The organism is Croceicoccus ponticola (assembly GCF_004004515.1).
Lineage (GTDB): Bacteria > Pseudomonadota > Alphaproteobacteria > Sphingomonadales > Sphingomonadaceae > Croceicoccus > Croceicoccus ponticola.
In genome coordinates, this window is record NZ_RXOL01000001.1 from 423,813 (window position 1) to 448,425 (window position 24,613).

The 24,613-nt window shown below is 63.0% G+C and carries 23 protein-coding genes; 13 read left to right on the forward strand and 10 right to left on the reverse strand.

Annotated elements, in window-relative coordinates:
• Positions 1–47: 47 nt before the first annotated feature.
• The 4 genes from EKN06_RS02060 to EKN06_RS02075 form a co-directional block, all read right to left on the reverse strand.
• Entirely contained in the window at positions 48–770 is a 723-nt protein-coding gene (locus EKN06_RS02060; RefSeq protein WP_127611202.1) for a pirin family protein, read from the reverse strand.
• Positions 771–876: 106 nt separating this feature from the next.
• Positions 877–1,992 carry a cell division protein ZapE gene (gene zapE, locus EKN06_RS02065; protein WP_127611203.1) on the reverse strand — a complete coding sequence of 372 codons (1,116 nt, stop codon included), beginning with the start codon at positions 1,990–1,992 and terminating at the stop codon, positions 877–879.
• A 4-nt stretch (positions 1,993–1,996) separates the two neighbouring features.
• On the reverse strand, positions 1,997–2,380 hold the full coding sequence (locus EKN06_RS02070) for a PaaI family thioesterase (protein WP_164843896.1): 384 nt from the start codon (positions 2,378–2,380) through the stop codon (positions 1,997–1,999).
• Positions 2,381–2,453: 73 nt separating this feature from the next.
• Positions 2,454–3,239, reverse strand: a complete 786-nt coding sequence (locus tag EKN06_RS02075) for a succinate dehydrogenase iron-sulfur subunit (protein WP_127611205.1) — start codon at positions 3,237–3,239, stop codon at positions 2,454–2,456.
• Between the two features lie 188 nt (positions 3,240–3,427).
• Here EKN06_RS02075 and EKN06_RS02080 point away from each other — a divergent pair, with 188 nt between their 5' ends.
• Positions 3,428–4,093: a haloacid dehalogenase-like hydrolase gene (locus EKN06_RS02080; protein WP_164843897.1), complete on the forward strand. Its 666-nt coding sequence runs from the start codon at positions 3,428–3,430 to the stop codon at positions 4,091–4,093.
• A 7-nt stretch (positions 4,094–4,100) separates the two neighbouring features.
• Here EKN06_RS02080 and EKN06_RS02085 read toward each other — a convergent pair whose 3' ends face one another.
• Positions 4,101–5,453 (reverse strand): lipopolysaccharide biosynthesis protein, encoded by a 1,353-nt coding sequence (locus EKN06_RS02085; protein ID WP_127611207.1) that lies wholly within the window; start codon positions 5,451–5,453, stop codon positions 4,101–4,103.
• Between the two features lie 110 nt (positions 5,454–5,563).
• Here EKN06_RS02085 and EKN06_RS02090 point away from each other — a divergent pair, with 110 nt between their 5' ends.
• The gene (locus EKN06_RS02090) at positions 5,564–6,304 is read left to right on the forward strand and encodes a phosphocholine cytidylyltransferase family protein (protein ID WP_127611208.1); all 741 of its coding nucleotides are present in this window, start codon (positions 5,564–5,566) and stop codon (positions 6,302–6,304) included.
• Here EKN06_RS02090 and EKN06_RS02095 read toward each other — a convergent pair.
• The 3 genes from EKN06_RS02095 to EKN06_RS02105 are packed head-to-tail and all read right to left on the reverse strand — an operon-like array spanning position 6,282 to position 8,964.
• Positions 6,282–7,400, reverse strand: a complete 1,119-nt coding sequence (locus EKN06_RS02095; protein ID WP_127611209.1) for a glycosyl transferase — start codon at positions 7,398–7,400, stop codon at positions 6,282–6,284. The two genes, EKN06_RS02090 and EKN06_RS02095, sit on opposite strands and share 23 nt — an antisense overlap.
• Positions 7,401–7,402: 2 nt before the next feature.
• Positions 7,403–7,831 carry an HIT family protein gene (locus EKN06_RS02100; RefSeq protein ID WP_127611210.1) on the reverse strand — a complete coding sequence of 143 codons (429 nt, stop codon included), beginning with the start codon at positions 7,829–7,831 and terminating at the stop codon, positions 7,403–7,405.
• Positions 7,828–8,964: a CDP-alcohol phosphatidyltransferase family protein gene (locus EKN06_RS02105; protein ID WP_127611211.1), complete on the reverse strand. Its 1,137-nt coding sequence runs from the start codon at positions 8,962–8,964 to the stop codon at positions 7,828–7,830. The genes EKN06_RS02100 and EKN06_RS02105 overlap by 4 nt, the downstream gene beginning before the upstream one ends.
• Before the next feature lie 116 nt (positions 8,965–9,080).
• On the opposite strand from EKN06_RS02105, the gene EKN06_RS02110 reads away from it, so the two are divergent.
• Positions 9,081–9,857 carry a nucleotidyltransferase family protein gene (locus EKN06_RS02110; RefSeq protein ID WP_127611212.1) on the forward strand — a complete coding sequence of 259 codons (777 nt, stop codon included), beginning with the start codon at positions 9,081–9,083 and terminating at the stop codon, positions 9,855–9,857.
• Positions 9,858–10,574 (forward strand): SDR family NAD(P)-dependent oxidoreductase, encoded by a 717-nt coding sequence (locus tag EKN06_RS02115; RefSeq protein WP_127611213.1) that lies wholly within the window; start codon positions 9,858–9,860, stop codon positions 10,572–10,574.
• 63 nt (positions 10,575–10,637) lie between these two features.
• Here the strand turns inward: EKN06_RS02115 and EKN06_RS02120 are convergent, their stop codons facing one another.
• A complete protein-coding gene (locus EKN06_RS02120; protein WP_127611214.1) occupies positions 10,638–13,559 on the reverse strand; it encodes an Rne/Rng family ribonuclease in 2,922 nt (973 codons plus the stop codon).
• Between the two features lie 640 nt (positions 13,560–14,199).
• Between EKN06_RS02120 and EKN06_RS02125 the strand changes: the two genes are divergently transcribed.
• From EKN06_RS02125 to EKN06_RS02155, 7 genes are all read left to right on the forward strand, one after another.
• Entirely contained in the window at positions 14,200–15,120 is a 921-nt protein-coding gene (locus EKN06_RS02125; protein WP_164843899.1) for an N-acetylmuramoyl-L-alanine amidase family protein, read from the forward strand.
• Positions 15,121–15,195: 75 nt separating this feature from the next.
• A complete protein-coding gene (locus EKN06_RS02130; protein ID WP_127611216.1) occupies positions 15,196–17,709 on the forward strand; it encodes a penicillin-binding protein 1A in 2,514 nt (837 codons plus the stop codon).
• Between the two features lie 46 nt (positions 17,710–17,755).
• Positions 17,756–18,307 carry a peroxiredoxin gene (locus tag EKN06_RS02135; RefSeq protein ID WP_127611217.1) on the forward strand — a complete coding sequence of 184 codons (552 nt, stop codon included), beginning with the start codon at positions 17,756–17,758 and terminating at the stop codon, positions 18,305–18,307.
• Between the two features lie 128 nt (positions 18,308–18,435).
• Positions 18,436–19,563, forward strand: a complete 1,128-nt coding sequence (gene prfB / locus EKN06_RS02140; protein ID WP_127611944.1) for a peptide chain release factor 2 — start codon at positions 18,436–18,438, stop codon at positions 19,561–19,563.
• A gap of 41 nt (positions 19,564–19,604) precedes the next feature.
• Positions 19,605–20,366 (forward strand): class I SAM-dependent methyltransferase, encoded by a 762-nt coding sequence (locus EKN06_RS02145; protein WP_127611945.1) that lies wholly within the window; start codon positions 19,605–19,607, stop codon positions 20,364–20,366.
• The gene (locus tag EKN06_RS02150) at positions 20,363–21,769 is read left to right on the forward strand and encodes an NAD(P)H-dependent flavin oxidoreductase (protein ID WP_127611218.1); all 1,407 of its coding nucleotides are present in this window, start codon (positions 20,363–20,365) and stop codon (positions 21,767–21,769) included. Before EKN06_RS02145 ends, EKN06_RS02150 begins: the two co-directional genes overlap by 4 nt.
• Positions 21,769–22,188, forward strand: a complete 420-nt coding sequence (locus EKN06_RS02155) for a GFA family protein (protein ID WP_127611219.1) — start codon at positions 21,769–21,771, stop codon at positions 22,186–22,188. Before EKN06_RS02150 ends, EKN06_RS02155 begins: the two co-directional genes overlap by 1 nt.
• A 9-nt stretch (positions 22,189–22,197) precedes the next feature.
• Here the strand turns inward: EKN06_RS02155 and EKN06_RS02160 are convergent, their stop codons facing one another.
• Entirely contained in the window at positions 22,198–23,229 is a 1,032-nt protein-coding gene (locus EKN06_RS02160) for a 2-hydroxyacid dehydrogenase (RefSeq protein WP_127611220.1), read from the reverse strand.
• Positions 23,230–23,353: 124 nt separating this feature from the next.
• Between EKN06_RS02160 and EKN06_RS02165 the strand changes: the two genes are divergently transcribed.
• Positions 23,354–23,836, forward strand: coding sequence for an SH3 domain-containing protein (locus EKN06_RS02165; protein ID WP_127611221.1), 483 nt, complete (start codon positions 23,354–23,356; stop codon positions 23,834–23,836).
• A 6-nt stretch (positions 23,837–23,842) separates the two neighbouring features.
• Positions 23,843–24,607, forward strand: a complete 765-nt coding sequence (locus EKN06_RS02170) for a prepilin peptidase (RefSeq protein WP_127611222.1) — start codon at positions 23,843–23,845, stop codon at positions 24,605–24,607.
• The last annotated feature ends 6 nt before the right edge of the window (positions 24,608–24,613 follow it).

Genomic DNA, 24,613 nt, shown 5'->3' on the forward strand with positions numbered 1-24,613 from the left:
CGATTTTCGCCGATCAGTCCACCACTGCGCCCCGATTGCACTGATAATTAGCGCGTTTCGACGAGAACCAGTTCCACGTCGTCGCTGGCCGTGAGGTCAAGCGCAGTTTCGCCGGTAATCGCGACCCCGTCGCGCGCTCCGGCCGACTTCCCGTTAACGACGATGCCGCCATTGACCGGCACGAGATAGTAGTGCCGCCCGGCTTCGAGATCGAGATGCAGCGCATCCCCTGGCTTGAGAGTCGCGGCCAGCAGACGCGCATCGGCATTGAGCGTCAGCACCTCGTCGGTTCCGCCTTTTTCGTCCCGCCCAGCACCGGTTCGGCCATCGGCCAGCGTGACCCAACGCCCGGCACGATCGCCGGTGGGAAACGCGCGCTGACCCCAGCGTGGTTCGTCGCCCTGACGGTCGGGCAGGATCCAGATCTGGAACAGCTCGGTCGCTTCGTCCTCGTTGTTATATTCGGCATGGGTGATGCCGGTTCCCGCGCTCATCACCTGTACGTCGCCCGCAGCGGTTCGCCCCTCGTTGCCGAGGCTGTCGCGGTGACTGATCGCGCCTTTACGGACGTAAGTGACGATTTCCATGTCGCGATGCGGGTGGGGCGGAAAGCCCGAGCGCGCGTCGATCCAGTCGTCGTTCCACACACGCAACGCGCCCCAGCCCATGCGGGCCGGATCGTGATAGCCGGAAAAACTGAAATGATAGCTGGTGTCGAGCCAGCCGTGGTTTGCCTTGCCCAAACGGTCGAAGGGTCTGATTTCGATCATCATATTGTCCACTTCGGCGGGGTTGTCCCGGATGTTGCGGGCCGCCGGAATGGTGTCGATGTGGCAAGTGCGCTTGTCGCTTCAAGAAGGCACACGGATGTACCCGTTATCGCTCGCCGTGCCCGCGCGCGAGATAGTCGGCCGATTGCATTTCCATCAGGCGGCTGACGGTCCGTTCGAATTCGAACCGCCCATCGCCCGCCTCGTAAAGGTCGGCCGGTTCCGCATCGGCCGTGGCGATGAGCTTCACGCCCTGTTCGTAGAGCGCGTCGATAAGGGTGACGAAGCGCGCGGCTTCGTTGCGCATGTCCTTGCCCATTTTCGGGATGCCGACGACGATCACCGAATGATAATTGCGCGCGATCGCGAGATAGTCGGATGCGCCCCTGGGCTCGACGCAAAGCCTTTTGAAGGAGAAGACTGCTACCCCCTTCAGGCTTTTGGGAACCCAGATCGTGCGGGCCTGCCCAACCTGAAGGTCCGTGCCTGTGACATGCTCGGCATCTTCGGGCGGATAGTCGGTAAGGCGATAGAACAGTTCCCGCACCTTGGCCGTCGCGGCAGGTCCGGTTGGAGTGTACCACACGGCCATGCCACCGATGCGTTCCAGCCGGTAATCGGTTGGGCCGTTCAACGTGATGACGTCCAGCCGCTGTCGGATCAACGCGATGAACGGCAGAAAGTGTTCGCGGTTAAGGCCGTCCTTGTAAAGGTCGCCGGGTTCGCGGTTCGAAGTCGTGACGATCGTTACGCCGCTTTCGATCAGGCGCGTGAACAGGCGGCTCATGATCATCGCGTCGGCGGAATTGTTGACGACCATTTCGTCAAAGGCGAGCACGCGCGATTCGGCTGCGATCCGGTTGGCGACGACGACGACGGGATCCTCGCTCTGCCGCTTCCGCTCTTCATGCAGGCGCGCATGAACGTCGATCATGAATTCGTGGAAGTGCGTCCTGCGTTTGGAGCCTATGTCCAGCGTTTCGTGGAACAGGTCCATCAGCATCGATTTGCCGCGCCCGACGCCGCCCCACATGTACACACCGCGCGGCGTCTCGGGCTCGGCCCCGCCGAAAAGGCGCTTCAGAATGCCGCCATGTTTCGGTGCGGCTTCCAGTTCCCGCTGCAACCTGTCCAGCCGTTCGGCGGCAGCACGTTGTTCGGGATCGGCGCGCAATTCGCCCGCAGCGACGAGCGCTTCGTACTTGTCGATCATGCCTGCCATGCGATCAGCCGATCTTGCGCAGCAGACCGGTGAAGGATGCCACGCGATCCTCGCCCTGAACCAGCATCCCGCGAATGAACAGCAGCCGCCCGGTTTCGTGCGTGCGTTCGACCAGCGCATCGAGCGGCCGGTCGAGCTTGCCGGGAGCGAGGAATTGGATCTGGGCATCGACGGTCACGCCGTTCTGATGCGCGCGCCCGGTCAAAAGCGTGGCACCTGCGAACATCGCCGTGTCGATGAATGCCATCAGCGCCCCGCCATGGATCAGGCCGTTCAGATTGGCGTGATGCGGCGCCGGTGTCAGCCGGACGCGGGCGGTGACATCGTCATCCAGCCGCGCAAGCATTTCGCCCAAAACCGCCTGATTGAAGCCGCCGGGATCGCCCACGCACCATCGGTGCCAGCCGGGGAACTCCGGCGATGGGATAAGGGCACCTGGCATGGCGGCGGAATGCCTGAGATCAGACCAGTCGCTCGGCTTCCATCTTCTTGATCTCGGCAATCGCCTTGGCGGGCGAAAGGCCCTTGGGGCACACGTTCGCGCAATTCATGATCGTGTGGCAGCGATAGAGGCGGAAAGGATCTTCCAGCTCGTCGAGCCGCTCGCCGGTCATTTCATCGCGGCTATCGGCCAGCCAGCGATAAGCCTGAAGCAGGATGGCGGGACCGAGGAACTTGTCGGAATTCCACCAGTAGCTTGGGCACGAAGTCGAGCAGCATGCGCACAGGATGCATTCGTACAAGCCGTCGAGCTTACCGCGTTCTTCGGGCGATTGCAGGCGTTCCTTGCCCGACGGGGTCGGCGTCACGGTCTGGAGCCATGGCCGAATCGACGCGTATTGGGCGTAGAAGTGCGTGAAATCGGGGACGAGATCCTTGATTACTTCCATATGCGGCAGCGGCGTGATGCGGATTTCGCCCTTGCCGCAATCCTCGATCGCGGTGGTGCAGGCAAGCCCGTTGCGGCCGTTGATGTTCATCGAACACGAACCGCAGATACCTTCGCGGCAGGAACGGCGGAACGTCAGCGACGGGTCCATCTCGTTCTTCATCTTGATCAGCGCGTCGAGCACCATCGGGCCGCAAGCGTCGAGATCGATTTCGAAAATGTCGTAGCGCGGGTTCTCGCCGCTATCGGGGTCGTAGCGATAGACCTTGAAATTTTTCTTCGTGCCGGCCGTTTCCGCCTTGTGCGTGCGGGTCTTGCCGGTGAGCCGGCTGTTCTTCGGCAGTGCGAACTGGGCCATGAGACTTTAACTACCCCGATTGAAAAGCTGGAGATGCGTCAACATGACCGCGCGCGCCAAGTCAAGGGCGCTGCGATGCAACACGACCATTTGTTTAGGTAAGGCAGCCCCGTTGCGCCGCGCTGCGTCCCGGTATAGGCGCACGGCAAGGCGGCTTTGGTGCTGAGCGCGGGACGCGGGAGCTTGAGTTGAAACGGCTGATTGCGATCTACGACCTCGATGGAACGCTGCTGAAGCATGCGACCTTCACGCCGTTCCTGTTGTTTGCGGCCCGGCGGCATGCGCCATGGAAACTGGCGCTTGTGCCCATCTGGATCGGCGCGATGATCGCTTACAAGGCGGGACTGTTTTCGCGAGAGGCGCTGAAAAGTTTCGGCCTCAAACTTCTGGTCGGGCGCATCGACCAGCCCGGCCTCGACGAGCTTGCTGTCGCCTTTGCCGATAAGATCCTGCCCGGCTGGATCGGCAATGGTGCGCAAATCGCTCTCAGTCGCGACAGGGGGGAAGGGCGCCTGCTGATCCTCGCCACGGCGGCGATGGAATTCTATGCTGGCGAGATCGCACGACGGATCGGTTTCGACCATGTTATCGCCACCCGCCATGCCGATCCGCGGGGAGCGTTCTGCCAGATCGAGGGCGGCAATTGCTATGGCGACGCCAAGGTGCCCCGCGTCGAAGCGCTGCTGGCTTCGATCGGCCTTTCGCGCAGCGATTGCGACGTCCGATTCTATACTGACAGCACTAGCGATGCGCCGCTGCTCGATTGGTCGGATGAACCGGTTCTGGTCGATGCCGGGGCCAGAGGGCGTGGCATGGCAAAGGCACGGGGCTGGGCCCTGACCCGATTCGCCTGATCGCGCCCTATCTGTCGGGAAGCTGCACTTCGACCTCGTTCCGGTCGATCATGCGCAGGGTGATGACCGCCATCAGACCCATAACGATGTAGCCAACCGCTCCGCCGAGCGCCACACCCCAGGCCGCGCCTTCGCCCTGATAGGGGCCGACGAAGAGCAGCAAGCCCGTCATCGCCGCTACGACGGCGCACAAATGTGCAAACAGCGACAGTCGCGCCCGTCCGGTCGAATGGAGCACGGGTTCGAACGCGACGCCGGCCAGTTCGAAACAGGCCGCGACGGTGAGAGGTATGAGGACGTGATAGCCGCTGCGGAATTCCTCTCCGCCTAACAAGGCAAGCAAGTGCCCGCCGACCGCGACAACCATGACCACGACGACCGCACCGGCCCCGGCGGCCATGCGGCTCGTTTGTGCCACCAGGCGGCGGAATTCGCGAGCGGCGGCCGTCACCCGTGCGCGCGCGATTTCGGCATAGGCGGCGCGGCTCAGCAACGTCGACAGCTTGGCCAGCCCCTGCGCAAGCTGATGCGCGAGGCGATAGACACCCGCCGCGCTGGTGCCGACGAAATAGCCCACCGCCAACAACGGACCGTGGCGAAACACCGCTTCGAGCGACGCACTGGCGTAAGTGACCATGAAAAAACGGATCAGGCCGGGATTTTCGGCCCGGGCCGCAAGGCCGCCGCGCAAATTGGAAAAACGGATCGCCTGCGGACACAGCCAGCGCGCTGCCAGCCAGTACAGGATCGCCTCCATTATATCGATCACGGCCCAGGCGATAAGGAAGCGGATGAGGCTCGGCCCGGTCATCCAGATCGCAATGGCGGCAATCAGGCGTCCCAGCGGTACGATCGCTTCGATGTAGACGGCAAGGTCGAAGCGATCGAGCGCGCGAACGATCCCGGTTGGCGCGGACACCAGCGCCCAAAGCGCAGCGACGTTGAACCAGAACGCAGTATCGACCAGCGCCGGGTTGATCTGCAATGCATCCGCGAACTGATAGAACACCAGCCAGGCAAGGCCGCATCCGACTACCGCGCCGATGACGTCGAGCAGGCCGGCCATCAGGCTGAGCCGACCGAAGGCCGCCCAGTTCCCGTCATGCACGTGCTGGACCCCGAACCGCACGACGACTTGCCAGGTCTGGAAACCGGCGATGGCGATGAGCGCCTGCGACGTGCCGAAAATCAGAGAGAAGTGACCGAAGTCCTTCAACCCCAGCGAACGCGTCAGGATCGCAAGGTAGACGAGCGAGCAAACCGCTCCGAAGCCCTTGCCGCCCAGAAGCCAGGCGACATTGGTCAGCATGCTGGAAAGCAGCGATCGGGACGCCGGGATATCTGGACCCTGAGCAGGCATTGCCCGTGGCATTTGGACGAGCCGTTTCGAAGTGGCAAGTCGCACGGCAAATCTTTGCGACGACAAGCAGGCGTTGCTACGCGCCTTTGCTGCCCTTAAAGGTCGCAACCATGATCGAACATGCCATCCTGTTGAGCGCCGGGCAGGGCTCGCGCCTGCTGCCGCTGACCGCCGAACGCCCGAAATGCCTGATCGACTTTTCCGGTCGTTCGCTGATCGCCTGGCAGATCGAAATGTTGGCCCGTGGCGGGGTAAAACGGATCGATGTCGTCACCGGGTTCATGACCGACATGGTAGAAGAACACCTATCCGCGATCCACGATCCACGCGTTGAGGTGCGCTGCCACTTCAACCCGTTCTTCAAGGTCGCCGACAACCTGGGATCATGCTGGATCGTGCGCGAAGAAATGCGCGGCGATTTCCTCATCCTCAACGGCGACACGCTGATATCCGAAGACATCGTGAATCGGGTTCAGGCGGGTTCAGACTGGCCGATTGCGGTGACGGTGGACGTAAAAGCCGCCTATGACAGCGACGACATGAAGGTGTCGCGTGAGGGAGACGGGCGGCTGGTGCGCATCGGCAAGACCCTGACCGCCGATGTCAGCAACGCCGAATCGATTGGCTTTCTCGCCTTTCGCGGAGAGGGCGTCGACTTGTTCCGCGAAGCCGTGCGCCAGACGATGCGGACGCCCGACGGCGTGAACCACTGGTATCTGAAGGTGATCGACATGATCGCCGACACGGGGAAAGTCGGCACCGTATTCATCGAAGGGATGGACTGGGCCGAAGTCGACTTCCTCAACGATATCGAGATCGCAACGGAACTTACCGACCGCTGGGTTGGGTGACGTTCGCCAAGATGCTTTCGACCGCGATCGCGATTTTGTCGAGTTGGTCCGGCGCCAGCCGATCGCCGGCAAACGCATGGGCTGACCCCGTTTCCTGCTCTGCGCGATAGGCAGGAAAAGTCCGGATCGCATCGTCGATGGCGGGGATCAGCGGCGCATCAAGCCCGATGACCGGTCCGAATTTCCACATCGCGTAGTCGGGATTCCCGAGCCAGTCGGTATCCCCCTGTCGCAAGAACAGGCACGGTCTTGGCCGCATGATGAATTCGTAGACCTGGCTGCTGACGTCGCCGATATAAAGATCGCTTGTCCGCGCGTAGGTCATGTCGCAGGATAAATCCGAACCGAAGTCCACGATGACCCGCTCACACGAACGGCTTTCCATGCGCTTGCGCACGGCGGCGTCCAGCTTTTCCGCCAAACGGATGTGGGGAGCAAGCACCAGATTGTACCGGGGATCACGCTCGATCTCGTCGATCAGCCGGTCAGCGACCTGATGAAACGTGCCGAGCCGCTCGGAAAAATGCGGGTTGTAGAAAACCGTCGGCAAGCTGTTCGAAAACCTTCTTTCCGGCTCGACTGTCGAAGTCAGTGTCGCGACCTTGACCCCGCCGACCGCGTGGACCCGCGTATCGGGGCAAAGGCCCATCATGACGACCCGCTGGCGATCCTTTTCGCCCGCCGTCAGGATCTCATCGAACCGTTTCAGCCGGGGTTCAAAGCCTTTCGCCCCATCTCCCGCACCATGCGGGATGTGCAGGAAACGCGGGCACTTTCCAGGCAGGCGGGTGAGAATGGTGCTGGTTCGTTCGGCTGAAAGCAGCGCATCAGCATCCCGCAACTTTCGCGCCCACCAGAGCAGGCGGAAGCGTTTTCCCCGGACCCATCGTTCGATGGCATAGGGCAGCTTCATGATCACGATGGGCGGGACGGGCAACTTCAGCCTAGTCGCGAGCATTTCGATGAATTCGCGATGTTCGCGGTCCGGCACGAATATCTTCGGCTTCACCAATCCCCGTTCGTGCAACTTCATCACCAATGGAATGAAGTGTGGAAGCTGGTGCTTGCCCCCGATCGCAACGACATTCAGGCGCATGGTCAGGCAAGTTTTTCCGACATGGCCGACACCAGCGCGTGGAGTGTGGATGGTTCGGGCACGACGGAGGTGCCGAGCGCGGGTATGCCCGGCCACCCGGCATCTTCGAATTCCACACCGTCGAAAGTGCGGCTGCCTTCGTACCGGGGGATGACGTGATAATGGACATGCGGATCGACCATCATCAGCATGAGGTAGTTGATCTTCGCATAGCCGACAAAGCTCGTCATAGCCGTTTCGATGGCGGTCACGACCTGCTTGAGTTCGGCAAAGGCGGCGTCGGGCAGGGCATGAAATTCGGTAGCATCCGATTTTGCCGCCAAAACCATGCTGCCAAGCGTGGGTTGTGCGGGGCGAAGCAGGATGACCCAGTGCTCGTATTCGCGCAACAGTGTCGCGGGATAGCCGAATTTCCGGATCGTTTCGTTCAAGCGCCTTCTCCTGCCAGCCAACTGGTCAGGTGGCCGCCCCCCCGCTTGCGGGCGGTCTCCGCCTGCACCAGTTGCACCATGTGCACGATCAGGGAAATTACAGTCCACCATGCCACCGCGATGATCCCGATATCGGGCCGCGCGAAAAGCATCGAGACGAACAGGATCACCATGTTCGGATTGCGCCTTGCGGTGATCAGCCGGAACCAGCTGTCGAACGGCCGCCAGACATGAATGTGCATCTGGTCGTTACGAGCCATGAAAGCGCCCTCGATCAATCGCTGCACGACATAGCCGCCCTGAATCGCAAGTTGCACCAGCCAGAATGTCTGGCCGGACAGACCAAGTCCCCAGTATGTCAGCCCTATCGCCCAGAACCACCACCAGAACGGCGGATGCACAAGGTCCATACCGTGGTCGAGCACATTGCCAAGCTTGCTGGATGTGATGGTGCAGCGGGCCAGCTTTCCGTCCACGGTATCGAACACCATGAACACGAGCCCCATCGCCATGCCCAACCAATAATGGCCATAGGCAAAAGCGAAAGTGGCCGCCACGCACATGATCGCGCCAACGACGGTGATCATGTTCGGCGTGATCCGCAGTTTCGCCGCGATGCGGGTCAGAACGAACGCCCATTCCGGCCAAAGGTATTTTGTCAGCAGGTCGGTGACGCCCTTGTAGGCGCCCGAATAGCTGTCCCGTTCGATCTGCCGCACAGTGTCAGGGGTCAAGGCCATGAGGAAGGGCGTGTTCCGCTTGCGCAGCTGCTTGTCCTCGATCATCGGGCCATCTTCGAAACGCACCACCGTGAAGGCGGCGCCATCGGACGGGGCGCGGCGCGTTTCCATTGCGTGGCGCACATCCTGCGCGCTGGCCGCATCGACCGCGTGAGCGAGTGCGGGGACACCGCCCACGGTCACCATAAGGCGCGGGTTCGCGACGATATGGCGGAACCATAGCGGATCGAAGGCGAAATCCGCATTGGCGAGGATGACGGGGCCAACGCTTTCTGTCGGCAGGCCTTGGGCCTTGGCAAGCCGTCCCGTGCGCTCCGCCATGGTCAGCCCCCACAGCTTCGTCGGGTTATCGCCGACAGAAACCACGGCAGGGATGTTGTGTTCATTTTCCATTGGCTCGCGCTTAGGCACCCGCATGGCGACTCGCAACTTTGAAAGGTGGTCGAGACCCGGGAAAAAGGCGCAAGCGATGCTGGGCCGAACCGGCTGAGGCCGCTAGGATGGCGGTTATGGAACAAACAGACTTGTCCGCGATGACCGCACTCGTGCTCGCCGGGGTCCGCCCGAGTGGCGATCCCTTTGCCGAACGTCAGGGGGTCATCCACAAGGGGCTGATCGTGGTCGCGGGCAAACCGATCCTAACGCGAGTCTGCGATGCGTTGCACGATGCGGGCGTGGGGCGGGTCGTGGTGGCGACAAATTGCGACGATGTCGCCGCGCTCGCCCGTGCCAACGGGGCGGACGTCACGCCCGCGCAAAGCGGCCCCAGCGCGACCGTCGGTGCGGCGCTTGTTGCCTTCGGTGCGCCGCTGTTGGTGACGACCGCCGATCACGCCCTGTTGCAAGGGGCATGGGTCCGCGATTTCGTGGCAGACGCCGCGGGGGAAGGGGATGTTTCGATCCTGCTGGCCAGTCGTGACGTAGTCGAAAGGGATGTGCCCGGCACGCAGCGGACGTGGATGCGGTTGGCCGATGGACACTGGACGGGCTGCAACTTGTTCCTGTTGCGGACCGAGGCTGCGGGACGGGGGATCGCGATGTGGAGCGAGGTCGAAGCGAACCGCAAGCGCCCGTTCCGCATGGCATCCCGCCTCGGCTGGGGGACGTTGGTCCGCTTCGTGCTCGGCAGGTTGTCGATCAAGGCGATGGTCGCGCGCATCGGGCGACAGGCCGGGATCGATGCACGCATCGTCGCCGCGCGCGATGGAAGGGTGGCGGTCGATGTCGACAAGGAAGCCGACCTGGACCTGGTGCGTCGCCTGATGCAGTCCGAAGGGCGTGCGTAGATGCGCTGCGCGGTTTTCGGGGCCGGTGGCGGGATCGGCGCGGCGCTGGTCGCAAGGCTTGAGGCGAGGGATGATGTGTCGGTCGTCTATTCCGGCTCTCGTTCACAGGCGGTGCCGGACAGCGGCAAGCGCCGTTCGTTTCGCTTTGACCTGACCAATGAAGCCTCGATCGCCGATGCGGCGGAAACGATGGTCCGGAATGGTCCGCTCGATCTGGTGATCGTGGCGACGGGGATACTTCAGGACGAACCTGCGATCAGGCCGGAACGGACGTGGAGCGCGATCGATCCCGATGCCATGGCGCGGGTCTTTGCGATCAATGCGACCGGCCCCGCTGTCGTTGCCAAGCACATGCTGCCGCGACTGTCGCGCGAAGGGGCGGCGAAATTCGCGGTGCTTTCGGCGCGGGTCGGGTCGATCGGCGATAACCGCCTTGGCGGCTGGCACGCCTATCGCGCGTCAAAGGCAGCGCTCAATATGCTGGTCCGGAACTTCGCGATTGAACTGGGCCGTCGCAATCCCGGCGCGTTGGCCGTGGTTCTGCACCCCGGAACGGTCGACACTTCGCTGTCGGCGCCGTTCCAAGCCAATGTCGGACCCGAAAAACTGTTCGATGCCGATCGGGCGGCGATGCAATTGCTGAACGTTCTGGAAAGCCTGAGCCCCGCGCAGAGCGGTAGCTTCTTTGCCTGGGACGGCAGTCCGATCCCCTGGTGACCGATGCGGGACCCGCGCATATGGCGCAGGTCCCGCAGTCGATCTCATTTCACCGTCGTGGGATCAGGCGCCGAACGTACGCTGCCACCAGCCGCGGCGCGGTTCGCCGGTGCCGTCTTCGCTTTCGGCTTCCGATGCCTTGGCGGCTTCCGATGCCTTAGCGGCAACCGGTGCTTTGTCCGCTTTTGGCGCGACTTCGGCTACAGGAGCCTTGACGACGATATCGTCAGTCGTGGCGACAGGTTCGCCGGCTGCGGGCGTCTCAGTGACCACAGGTGCTTCATCGGCAACCGCGTCGGCTTTCGGCTCTGCCTTCTTGCGCGTGCGGCGCTTCTTCGGCTTGGGCTCGCCATCCTCTGCCGCTGCCGGTTCGGCAGTCGCTTCTTCTGCGTGCGCGGGTTCGGGAGGCGCCGCATCTAACGGCGCCGCATCCTCGGACGTCGCGCCGGTGGCTTCTGCGTCGACCTTCTTGCGGCGCGTGCGACGCTTCTTGGGCTTTTCCTCACCTTCCGGAGCAGCCTCGTCCGAGGCAGCTTCCACTGCCGGGGCTTCGTTCGCCACGGCCGTTTCTGCGACCGAAGTCCCAGAACTCTTGGCCACAGGCGCCACTGCCGCTTCTTCGGCCTGCTCGCTTTCGCCTTCGCCGTCAGCGCCGCTTTCGGCAGCGTTGTCATCGGGCTTGCGACGACGGCGGCGACGGCGCTTCTTGGGCGCGCCTTCATCCGCTTCGTCGGTTACGCTCTCGGCCAGCACAGGCTCGGCAGGCTCGTTCGCAGCGCTGTCATCGTCAGTCCGGTCTTCGGTCCGATCGTCGCCATCGTAGCCATCGTCGTCATCAGACTCGGTGCCATTTTCGTCCGACCCGCCGTTTTCAGAACCGTCTTCCTGATCGCGCGTGCGGTTGCGGCGACCGCCCCGACGGCGACGGCGACGTTTGCGGCGCGGCTGACCGTCCTCGTCCAGATCCGAACCAGCTCCCGGTCCCGCATCGGCGCCTGCTGCAGCACCTTGGCGAGCACCTTGTGCAGGGCTGCGCGTTTCTTCCTGCTCTTCCTCTTCTTCGAAGTCCTCGTCTTCTTCTTCGTCCATGGACGTGTCGTCGTTGTCGTAGTCGTGGACGAGTTCGAACTTCGGCGCATTCGTGGGCTTGGGACCTGACGAACCGACGCGCATTTTCGCGCCTTCGTTTTCACCTTCGGGGACCACTTCGACGATGACGCCGTAACGGTGTTCGATTTCGGCAAGGTCAGCGCGCTTCGAATTCAGCAAGTAGATCGCCGCTTCGGTGCTGGCGAACAGCGAGATGACCGTGCCCTTGCCCTTGGCCGCTTCGTCTTCGATCAGGCGCAGCGCCGACAGGCCGGCGCTGGATGCCGTGCGGACAAGCCCCGTGCCGTCGCAGTGCGGACATTCGCGGGTGGTCGCTTCCAGCACGCCGGTGCGCAGGCGCTGACGGCTCATTTCCATGAGGCCAAAGCCAGAAATGCGACCGACCTGAATGCGGGCGCGATCGTTCTTCAGCGCGTCCTTCATGCACTTCTCGACCTTACGGATCGAGGAGTTGTTCTCCATGTCGATGAAGTCGATGACGACAAGCCCGGCCATGTCGCGAAGGCGCAGCTGGCGGGCGATTTCCTTAGCCGCTTCGAGGTTGGTCGACAGCGCCGTCGCCTCGATGCCGTGTTCCTTGGTCGAACGGCCCGAGTTGATGTCGATGGAAACGAGCGCTTCGGTCGGGTTGATGACGAGATAGCCGCCCGACTTCAACTGCACGACGGGGTCGTACATCGCCGAAAGCTGGTCTTCGGCGCCGTAACGCTGGAACAGCGGCACGGGGTCGGCATACTGCTTCACGCGCCGCGCGTGGCTTGGCATCAGCAGTTTCATGAATTCCTTGGCCGAGCGATAACCCTGCTCGCCCTCGACGATTACTTCTTCGATCTCGCGGTTGTAGATGTCGCGGATTGCCCGCTTGATCAGGTCGCTGTCCGAATGGATCAGGTTGGGCGCGCTGGATTTCAGCGTCCGTTCGCGAATCTCGTCCCACAGGCGGGCGAGATAATCGAAATCGCGCTTGATCTCGGGCTTGGTGCGCGAAAGTCCGGCAGTGCGGACGATACAGCCCATCGAACGCGGCAGCGACATTTCGGACACGATCTGCTTCAGGCGCTTGCGGTCGCTGGCGCTCGATATCTTGCGGCTGATGCCGCCGCCGTGGCTCGAATTCGGCATCAGCACGCAGTAACGGCCCGCGAGGCTGAGATACGTGGTGAGGGCAGCGCCCTTGTTGCCGCGCTCTTCCTTCACGACCTGCACCAGCAGGACCTGCCGGCGCTGGATCACGTCCTGGATCTTGTAGCGACGACGCAGGGCAAGCCGCTTGGCGCGTGCCTCGTCGGCGGCGCGACCGCGATTGCCACCCTGGCGGCGGCCCTTGTTGTGGTTGCGGCGGCGGGGGCGGTTATCGTCCGCATCGTCGTCGTCGGAGCCCGAAACGTTGCCGTCCTCGATCGTCGCGACGTCGTCCTTTTCGGAGCCGTCCATTTCCTCGACGCCGTCATCGCCGTCGGCCAGTTCCTCGGCCAGCGAATCGGCTTCGTCGTGACGGTCGTCTTCGTCGATGTCGTGGTCGTCGTTGTTATCGCCCGACATTTCGTCGGCGTCGTCCTCGGCGCGAAGGCGTGCTTCTTCTTCGGCATGCTCAGCCTCTTCGGCGAGCAGCGCGTCGCGATCCTGTTTGGGGATCTGGTAATAGTCGGGATGGATCTCGTTAAAGGCGAGGAAACCGTGGCGATTGCCGCCGAAATCCACAAACGCGGCCTGCAGTGAGGGTTCGACCCTCGTTACCTTGGCCAGGTATATGTTGCCCTTGATCTGCTTGTGTTCGGCCGACTCGAAGTCGAACTCTTCAATCCTGTTGCCCTTGAGGACGGCCACCCGGGTTTCTTCCTGGTGGCGCGCGTCGATCAGCATGCGCGTTGACATCGATTATTCTCCATGCGCGCGAAAGCCCGGGCGGAGCGGCATGCCGCTGTCCCGGGGTCGCGCGTCTATTTGCAAAAGCGCGCCGCTGCGGTCGGGCATCAGGCCCGCCTTCCGGCGCGAAAGGGTCGAAAATGAAGGCAAGCTGCCGATTGCGCGCCTGCCAGTTAGAATATGGCCGGTTGGAAACGGCCGTTTCGATCTGACCGAAAAAACGCGTCGCAACGCGCACGGCATCGACAGCGACCGGCCCGGTGGGCAAGCGATCCGCTGCATTCGATGCTGTTTCGGCCATAAAGTACTTCTTACCCACTTGCGCCAGTAGTGCTTCGCGCGGCACGCCAAACAGAAATGTCGGCGATACCGGACAGCGAAACTGCACCTGGCGTACCGGGCTGATACCAATCGCGGGTCCGACGCGGTTTCCTGCCCCCTCTCGAGGGCGCCGCTTCCGCTCCGTCGCGCAAGAGGCGCGATGCTGGGGAAGGGCTTGAAAACCATGCAGGCCTGATTGCCCCGGTTGCCGGCAGTGCTAACACCGCCGCTGCGATCCGGCAACAAAAAGCAGCGGTCGCGCAACAATCTGAGCATGTTCGGGCCCCATGCGCTTGCTTGCGCGCCGTGCGAGGGCGATAGGCAAGGCATGGAGAGCGACGGCGTCGATATCGGGCTCGCGGCTGGCAAGGCGGCAGGGAAAGCCGATTTGCGCACGTTGCCGCGCAACCGCATAATGTTGGCGGGCGCAATTGTTGGCGGGCTGGTCGTCGGCATCGCATCCGGCCTCGCTTTTCCCGGCGGCGGAGAGGCGGTGGTGCGGCGCGCCCTGCCATCACCGCAGGACGAGGGCCTGCCGCGCATCGTGACATCGGGCGGAACAGGCGATGCGGCCCCGCTCGTGGTGTTAGATCCGGGTCACGGCGGTTTCGATCCAGGTGCCAGTGGAGAGAACGGAGAACGAGAAAAGGACGTAGTCCTCGCCCTTGCGGTCGACGTACGGGCCCGATTGCTGGCGTTCGGCGGCGTGCGGGTGGCGATGACGCGGGAGGGGGACAGGTTCCTGCCGCTGGAACAACGCCCGGCCTTGGGCGAAGCGCTCGGCGCCGACATATTCGTTTCGATCCACGCCGACAGCGCGCCCACTGCCGATGCGATGGGGGCAAATGCCTATGTCCTTTCCGCACGGGCATCGGACCGCGAAGCGCAGGCGCTCGCCCGGATCGAGAACGAGAGCGCGAGCGGCATCGACCTCGGCAACGGCGCTGACGATGTTGCCATGATCCTGGCGGACCTGATGCGGCGCGAGACTGCGCTTGGGTCGGCGCGACTGTCACGGGCGGTGGAGCGCGAATCGGTTGGCCGCATGCCGGTGCACCAACCGTTCCGCCGCTCTGCCAATTTCGTCGTGCTGCGTTCGCCCGAAATGGCTTCGATCCTGTTCGAGGCGGGCTATCTCACCAATGCCGCCGATGCCGCAAGGCTGCAAGACGATGCACGGCGCGCAGAGGTCGCCGAGGCGTTGGCCAAGGCGATCCTGACCCACTTGCTTGCGCCAAAGAGACCATGACGATTAGCGTTCCGATGCACGATCTGTCGCGAAGCGGCTTTCCTCATCCAAAATCTCCGTGCTAGAGCCGACCCGATGACCGTCGGATCGCAACTCAACACGTACCTCGACCGCGCCAAGGGCGATTTCGCCGTATTGCGCACCCATGTGGCCACGCGCTGGCGTGAAAGCCGCCTGTTCCGCTGGGTGTCCGGACTTTCGATTGCCGGGCTGGTGCTGGCAATCGCCGCCTATTTTGCAATTGGTGCGGGCCTGCCTTCGGCTGACCGCTTGCTGACTTATCAGCCGCCCCTGCCGACGATGGTGCGGGGTATCGATGGCGAAATCGTCAACAGCTATGCTCGCGAACGCCGTGTGCAGCTGCGCTTCGTCGATTTTCCCGAACAGATGCAGAATGCGTTTCTTGCGGCTGAGGACAAGACGTTCTGGACCCATGGCGGTGTCGATTTCGGCGGCCTGATCGGTGCAGTCGTCGACTATGCATCGAAGATCGGGAGCGGCCAGCGCGCCAAGGGTGGATCGACCATCACCCAGCAGGTGGCGAAGAACATCCTTGTCGGCGACGAGTATTCGGTCACCCGCAAGCTCAAGGAAATGATCCTGGCCCGCCGCATCGAAGGGGTGTTGAGCAAGGAACAGATCCTCGAACTTTACCTCAATGAAATCCCGCTCGGCCGCCAGAGCTTTGGCGTGCAGGCCGCGGCCCGCGCCTATTTCGACAAGGACGTAAAGGATCTTGCGCTGCACGAAGCCGCTTTCCTTGCGATCCTGCCCAAGGCGCCCGAACGCTATGGCCGAGCCAAGTTCAAGGACATGGCGATAGCGCGCCGCAACTATGTGCTCGACCAGATGGTGAAAAACCGTTGGGCGACCCGCGCCGAAGCGGATGCGGCCAAGCGTCAGCCGCTCGGCCTCGTGCCGCGTCGTTCTGCGTTCTATGATCCCGCAGGCGGATATTTCGTCGAAGAGGTGCGTCGCCGGTTGATCGACCAATTCGGCGAGAATGCCGACGACGGCCCCAATTCGGTCTATTCCGGCGGGTTGTGGGTGCGCACGTCGATGGACATGGAGATGCAAAAGGCCGGGCGCGACGCACTGCGCGCCGGACTGCTGCGCTATCATGCGGGCAAGGGCTGGACCGGCCCGATCGCACGGGTGAACATGGACGACAACTGGCAGACCCAGCTCATCGTCTCCAACCTCGCGCTCGATTATCAGGATTGGAAGGTCGGCGTCGTCACATCGCGCAGCGGCGAGCGCGCCAGGATCGGCTTTACCGATGGCGAGGAATATCCGCTATCGGGGCTTCCCGATAACCTGAAGGCTGGCGATGTCATCGTCGCTGCGCCCAAGAACAAGTCGGAGTGGGTCGTGCGCACGGTCCCCGAGGTTTCGGGCGGGCTGGTTGTCGAAGACCCGCACAACGGCCGTGTGCTGGCAATGCAGGGCGGCTTCGATGCTCGGCTCGGCTCGTTCAATCGCGCAACGCAGGCAGAGCGTCAGCCCGGCTCCACGATCAAGCCTTTTGTGTATGCCACCGGGCTGGATCAGGGCATGACCCCCGCCACGATGGTCGAAGACGGGCCGTTCTGCGTCTGGCAGGGTGCGGGTCTTGGCGAAAAGTGCTTCCGTAACTTCGGCAATGAACGCGGGGCGGGGCAACAGACGATGCGCTGGGGCCTTGAACAGTCGCGCAACCTGATGACGATCCACATCGCCAACGATGCCGGCATGGAAAACGTGACCAACACGTTCCGCCGGGTCGGGATCGGCGAATACGATAACTACCTGTCGTTCGCGCTTGGCGCCGGAGACACGACGGTCGCCAAGATGGTAAACGCCTATTCCGCGCTCGCCAATCTCGGCAAGCAGTACGAACAGACCGTCATCGACTATGTTCAGGACCGCAACGGCAAGGTTATCTGGAAAGCCGACAAGCGCCGGTGCGAGACGTGCAACGCGCCTAAATGGGACGGCAAGGCGATGCCTCGGCTGACCGATGCCGGCAAGCAGGTGATGGACGCTGGCACGGCCTATCAGGTCGTCCACATGCTCGAAGGTGTCGTCACGCGCGGCACAGCGGTCCGGCTGCGCAGCCTTGACCTGCCGATCTTTGGCAAGACCGGGACGACATCGGGCCCGACCAACGCATGGTTCGTCGGCGGGTCGTCGGATATCGTCGCCGGCGTTTATGTCGGGTTCGACCAGCCCCGCAATCTGGGCGGATGGGTGCAGGGCGGCAATACTGCGGGCCCGATCATCAAGCAATTGATCGAGGAAACGAAGCCGCGCTGGCCGACCCAGCCCATCAAGGCGCCGGCAGGTATTCGCATGGTTCGCGTCGACCGCCGCAGCGGCAAGCGCGTATTCGACGGCTGGCCGACGCAGGAAGACAAGCCCGCGACCATCTGGGAAGCCTTCAAGCCGGACACTGAGCCCCGCCGTTCGCTCGATCGCCAGACGCTCGAAGAAAAACGCAGCGCCGCCATCGCCGCGCTGAAGGCCGCGATGGAGGAGCGCAAGGCGACAACCGCAAATCCACGCCGCGTCGACGAAACCTTCCTTGAGCAGCAGGGCGGCATTTACTGATCGCAAATCCGTGGACTTTCGAGGTGCCAGGGCCCATCTAACGCCCATGAAGAAACTCGCTTTATCCGTTGCGGCTGCCATCGGCGCGCTTGCTCTCCTTGGCGTGGCTCAGCCTGCGGCAGCCGCGCTGAAAAAGGGTGCAGCCGCACCCATGTTCGACACGACCGGCGCGCTAGCCGGCAAAGCGTTCCGCTTTGACTTGCACGAGGCCTTGAAGAAGGGTCCGGTCGTACTTTATTTTTACCCGAAGGCGTTCACGCAGGGCTGCACGCTCGAAGCGAATGCATTTGCCGAAGCGATGGACGATTTTCGCGCGGCCGGAGCCAGCGTCGTCGGCATGTCGAACGACGACATCGAAACGCTCAAGCGGTTTTCGACCGAAGCCTGCCGCGACGAATTCGCCGTCGCCCGCGCAACGCCCGGCCTGATCCGCGCCTATGACGTCGCGCTCAATCGTCCCGGCATGGGGAGCGAAATGACCAATCGCACGTCCTATGTGATCGCTCCCAATGGCCGAGTGGTCATGGTCCATTCGGATCTTGACTGGCGGGAGCATGTCGCTCGTACGCTTGCAGCCGTCAGGGCACTGAAGAAATAGCGAGAGAGCGCCGAACCAGGACGTCGCCATCGCAAAAACCGTAGCGCCCGTAGCGATTATGCCGCCCCAGCCACTTTCCCTAGTAGCAAGGCTGGGCTAAGCGGGCCGCCGATTTACGGAGAATGACCATGCGTGCCGAAGGGCAGGCTTATATTGACCGCATCGAAGCGGCACTTGCACTCATCCGCCGTTCGCTGGATTGGGACGCCGCGCTGCGCCGTCTCGACGAGCTTAACGCACGGGTCGAGGACCCGACGTTGTGGGACAATCCCAAGGCGGCCGAGGAAGTCATGCGCGAGCGTGGCCGTCTTGAAAGCTCGATCGGCGCGGTCAGGACGATTGGCGCCGAAATGGCCGACGCGATCGAATTCGTCGAAATGGGTGAGGCCGAGGGCGACGACGCCACCGTGCAGGACGGGATCGACACGCTGGCCGCCTTGGCCGGGCGGGCCGACGCGGACAAGGTGGGCGCATTGCTTTCGGGCGAAGCCGATAGTGCGGATACCTACATCGAAGTTCACGCCGGTGCCGGCGGCACGGAAAGCCAGGATTGGGCCGAAATGCTGCAGCGCATGTACGCGCGCTGGGCCGAACGGCGCGGTTACAAGGTCGAACTGGTCGACTATCACGCTGGTGAACAGGCCGGGATCAAGAGCGCGACGCTGCTGATCAAGGGCGAGAACGCCTATGGCTATGCCAAGACCGAAAGCGGCGTGCACCGTCTGGTCCGGATCAGCCCATACGATTCGAGCGCGCGGCGGCACACGTCGTTCAGTTCGGTGTGGGTCTATCCGGTTATCGACGACGATATCGACATCGACATCAATCCGTCGGACCTCAAGATCGACACATATCGCGCGTCGGGTGCGGGCGGGCAGCACGTCAACACCACCGATTCGGCGGTGCGCATCACTCACATGCCGTCAGGGATCGTCGTCGCCAGCCAGAACGACCGTTCGCAGCACAAGAACCGCGCGACCGCGATGAACATGTTGAAAGCGCGGTTGTACGAAAAGGAACTGGCCGAGCGCGAAGCAGTCACCGCCGGTGAATACGCTGCCAAAACCGAGATCGGTTGGGGCCACCAGATCCGGTCCTATGTTCTGCAACCATATCAGCAGGTAAAAGACCTTCGCACCGGTCACGTGTCTACCAATCCGACGGACGTTCTGGATGGCGGGCTCGATCAGTTCATCTCCGCTGCTCTGGCGCAACGGGTGACGGGCGAGGCGGTCGAAGTGGAGGACGTCGATTGACGCCTGCGCGCGTCCTTGTCGCGGCCGCTGCCATAGCGGTCATGGTTTCGGGATTGTCGGCTTGCGACATCACCGACACCAGCGCTGATGGTCGGCCCGAAAGCGCGCGCATCTTCCCAAAAGCGGACCGTCCGGTTTCGCAGACGACCAGCAATCAATTTTCCAACGAACGCGCCCGTGACGACAGGAACGAGGCGACGATGGTCATGGACCTCGCCAACATCAGCGAAGGGATGACGGTCGCCGACATCGGCGCGGGCGAAGGGTATTATACCACGCGCCTGGCCGAACGCGTCGGCAAGCGGGGCCGTGTTCTTGCGCAGGATATCGATCCGGGTGCTCTCGAACGGCTGGCCGTGCGTGTCCAGCGTGAACGGCTCGATAACGTCTCGATCCAGCGCGGGGCGGTCGATGATCCCCACTTGCCTGAAAAGAGCTTCGATCGCGTTTTCCTGGTGCACATGTACCACGAAGTATCCGAACCTTATGCCTTTCTGTGGCGGCTGCGGCCAGCGTTGAAGGATGACGGTCAGGTCGTTGTCGTCGATGTAGATCGGCCGACAGGCGAACATGGCATTCCGCCCGCGCTGCTATTCTGCGAATTCGAGGCGGTGGGCTTCCGGCTTGCCACATTCATCCGCCGGCCCGAATTGGCCGGTTATTACGCCCGCTTCGAACCGGAGGGTCCGCGACCGGACCCTGCCGACATCGAGACCTGCCGCCAGGAAGTCGCGACGGGCGCGCGCGATCCTTCTTCGAAAAGCGGGCAAGACCCGCAGAAAACCGGGACTTACAGGACATGAGCTTCAAGGGACTGCAGCCCATCAATTACGGCGGCCGCGAAGTCTGGCCGCTTATCGAGGGTGGGAAGGGCGTTTCGGCATCCAATCATGCCAGTTCCGGCGCATGGGCCGCAGCGGGCGGGATCGGCACGGTCAGCGCCGTCAACGCCGACAGCTATGACGCCGAGGGCAAGATCGTGCCGCAGGTCTACGAACAGCTGACCCGCCGCGAACGCCACGAACAGCTGATCCGCTATGCCATCGACGGCGGCGCGGAACAGGTGAAACGCGCGCACGAGATTTCGGGCGGCAACGGCGCGATCAACATCAACGTGCTGTGGGAAATGGGCGGCGCGCAGGCGGTGCTAGAAGGCATTCTGGATCAGACCAAGGGTCTCGTCACCGGCGTGACCTGCGGCGCGGGCATGCCCTACAAGCTGGCCGAAATAGCCCAGCACTACAACGTCCACTACCTGCCGATCATTTCTTCGGCCCGCGCGTTCCGCGCCTTGTGGAAGCGGTCCTATTCCAAGGTGCCGGAACTGATGGCCGCGGTCGTCTACGAAGATCCGTGGCTGGCGGGCGGGCACAACGGCTTGTCGAACGCCGAAGATCCGCGTGTGCCGCAGGCACCCTATCCCCGCGTCGCCGAATTGCGGGCAACGATGCGCAAGGAAGGCGTGAGCGAGGAAACCGCCATCGTCATGGCAGGCGGCGTCTGGTGCCTTCGCGAATGGGATGACTGGATCGACAATCCGGAAATCGGCAAGATCGCGTTCCAGTTCGGCACACGACCCTTGCTGACGCAGGAAAGCCCGATTCCGCAAGGGTGGAAGGACATGCTCCGCACGTTGGAGCCCGGCGACATCCTGTTGCACAAGTTTTCGCCGACGGGCTTTTATTCGTCCGCGGTCCGCAACCCGTTCCTGCGCAATCTCGAAGCGCGTTCGGAACGTCAGATCCCTTATTCGCGGGTCGAAGCGGGCGACCATACGGCCCAGCTCGATGTTGGAGTGAAGGGCAAGAATTTCTGGGTCACGCCGCACGATCGCGACCGCGCGCGTGGCTTTGCCGCCGAAGGGTTCGACACTGCGCTCAAGACGCCCGACGACACGGTGGTGTTCGTGACGGCGCAGGAACGCGAAACGATCCGCAAGGATCAGGCCGACTGCATGGGCTGCCTGTCGCACTGCGGGTTTTCGTCGTGGAAGGACCATGACGATTATACGACCGGCCGGCTCGCCGATCCGCGCAGCTTCTGCATTCAGAAGACCCTGCAGGATATTGCCCATGGCGGTCCGCTCGACGAAAATCTCGCCTTTGCCGGGCACGCAGCCTATCGGTTCAAGCAGGACCCGCTTTATTCCAACGGCTATACGCCAACGGTCAAGGAACTGGTCGAGCGCATCCTGATGGGCGACTGATGACGGGAACCGACATTCGTGACGTATCCGGCGCCTGCCATTGCGGTGGGGTCGGGTTCGTCGCGAAAGTCGATCTTGGCAGCGCGCGGCGCTGCAACTGTTCGATTTGCCGGATGCGTGGCGCAGTTGCAGTCGGCGCAAAGCTGGCCGATTTCGAACTGACTCGCGGTGAAGATCTGCTGACGCTTTACACTTTTAACACGGGTGAGGCGAAGCACTACTTCTGCAGGCGGTGCGGCATCTATACGCACCATCAGCGTCGCTCGGACCCGACGCAATACGGCATCAACGTCGCGTGCATCGACGGGGTCAGCCCGTTCGATTTTACCGAGGTGATCGTCAATGAGGGGGTCCGGCATCCCAACGATGGCGGTGGCGGTGTCGCAGGTATCCTGCGTTACGAACCCACCGAGTCCTGATCGCCTAGATCAGGCCCAGCCTTCGAGCACCTGATCCAACGGACGGTGACCGTCGGCCCAAGTCCGGATATTGGCGATGACCCGTTCGCCAGCCTGTTCGCGGCCTTCTTCGGTCGCGCTGCCAAGGTGGGGTTGAGTCATGACGTTGCGGTGGTCGATCAGGCGGCGATCGACTTTTGGCTCTTCGGGAAATACGTCGAGCCCCGCGCCCCACAAACGCCCCGTGTCGAGAGCATCCATCAACGCGTCGTAATCGACGAGATCGCCGCGCGCGGTGTTCACCAGCACGGCAGATTCCTGCATCAGCGCGATGCGGCGCGCGTCGATCAGGCGCTGCGTACCCGATGTCGCCGGGCAGTGCAGCGTGATGATGTCGGCGGTAGCCATCAATTCGTCGAGCGTTTCGACAAAGCGCGCACCCAGCATCCGTTCGACCGCTTCGGGCAGGCGGCGACGGTTGTGATAGGCGACTTCGAGGCCGAAGGCGCGGGCGCGGTGGGCTACGGCCTGACCGATGCGGCCCATGCCTACGATGCCCAGCACCTTGCCGCCCAGCTTGCGGCCCAGCATCGTCGATGGTGCCCAACCCGACCATTCGCCGCGCCGGATCATGCGCGTGCCTTCGCGCATCCGCCGCATCACGCCGATGATCAGCGCCATCGTCATGTCGGCGGTGTCTTCGGTAAATACGCCTGGCGTGTTGGTGACCATAATGCCCTTGGCCCGCGCGGCCTTAAGGTCGATGTGATCGGTGCCCGCGCCGAAATTGGCAATCAGCTTCAGCGACGGGCCCGCGGCTTCGATCAGCGCAGCGTCGATATGATCGGTTACCGTGGGAACCAGCACGTCGTTGCCCTGCATCAGCGCGACCATTTCTTCGCGCGTCAGCGGCCGATCCTCGCAGTTGAGGGTGACATCGAACAGTTCCGCCATGCGATGTTCCACTGACGGCAACAGGTGCCGCGTCACGCCCACGCGGGCGGTTCCTGCAACTCGGCGGGTTTCGATGCTGGACGGGGTGGTTTCGCTGCGGTTCGGCATGACAATTGCGCTACGTCCACAGCGGGGGGATGGTCAAGCGTCGAAGCTTGCGGGGGAGGGGTCCGCACCGCTATGCGACGCACAGCAAATTCCATCGCGCCCCCATTTCTTTGCCGGAGATTCCATGTCGCGCGCCAGCCGTTCTGCCCCGATAAGTTGCCTGCTCCTCGCCGCGCTCGCGCTGTTCGCCGTGCCAGCTCATGCAGAGGAGGATGTGCCCTATTGGGTGTCCTTGCGCGCGGATGAGGCGAACATGCGCGTTGGGCCCAGCGAATCCTATCCGATCGAATGGGTCTATCAGCGGGTCGGCTTGCCGATGAAAGTCGTGCGCAAGTTGAGCGGTTGGCGACTGGTCGAGGATCCGGACGGCACGCGCGGCTGGATCGTGTCGCGGTTCCTCACGCTGGAACGGAGCGCCATCGTGCTGGGCGACGAGCCCGTCGCGATTCGGGCCGAGCCGGGCGCAGGGGCAAAGCTGCTGTGGCGGGCCGAACCGGGCGTGACCGGCAGCCTTGGCGACTGCAAGGCGGGTTTCTGCCGATTTTCGGTCGAGGACAAGTCGGGCTGGGTAGCTGAAAAAGCGCTCTGGGGCACGGGCGAGCCCTGACCGGTCGTGGGCTGGCTGATCCTGCTGGCCGGCGGGGGCGTCGGGCTATTGATTGGCAGCTTCATCGGTGCTGCTGCCCTGCGCCTCCCTCGCGACGAGGGCATCGTGTTCGGTCGCTCCCATTGCGACTCGTGCGGGCGCACGCTTCGCGCGCGTGACATGGTGCCGGTGCTGTCGTGTTTGGCGAGCGGCGGGAAATGCCGAACGTGCAAGGCGCCGATCGATCACCAGCATGTCCTTGCCGAACTGGGCGGCGCGTTTGTCGGGGTGACGGCGGTTTGGGCAGGGGGCGCGACGCCCGAAGGTTTCGCGATCGCACTGTTCGGGTGGCAGGCGCTTTTGCTCGCGCTGCTCGATGCGCGCCATTACTGGTTGCCTTATCCGCTTGTCGCATCGCTCGGCCTCTCGGCGCTAATTTTGCCGGTTCTTGCATTTCTGGACGGCAGCGATCTGTCGCACACCGCACTGGTGCAGGTTTCGGGAGGAGCGCTGGGTTTCGCACTGCTTGCAGCGCCGGCGCTGTTCTATCGCGCGGTGCTGAACCGCGAAGGGATGGGCGCCGCCGATCCGTGGCTGCTCGGCGCCATCGGCTTGTGGGTCGGCACGATGGGCGTGGTCATGACGCTGCTGCTCGCCGCCGCGGCGGGACTTGCCGTTGCCGGCACCTTGCGCCTTTCGGGACGGGCTATCGACGGGCAGAGCGCGCTGCCGCTGGGCACTTTGATGACACTTTCGGCCTATGTGCTGATGGTCGTAGGGCGGGTTCTCTAGGGGAGT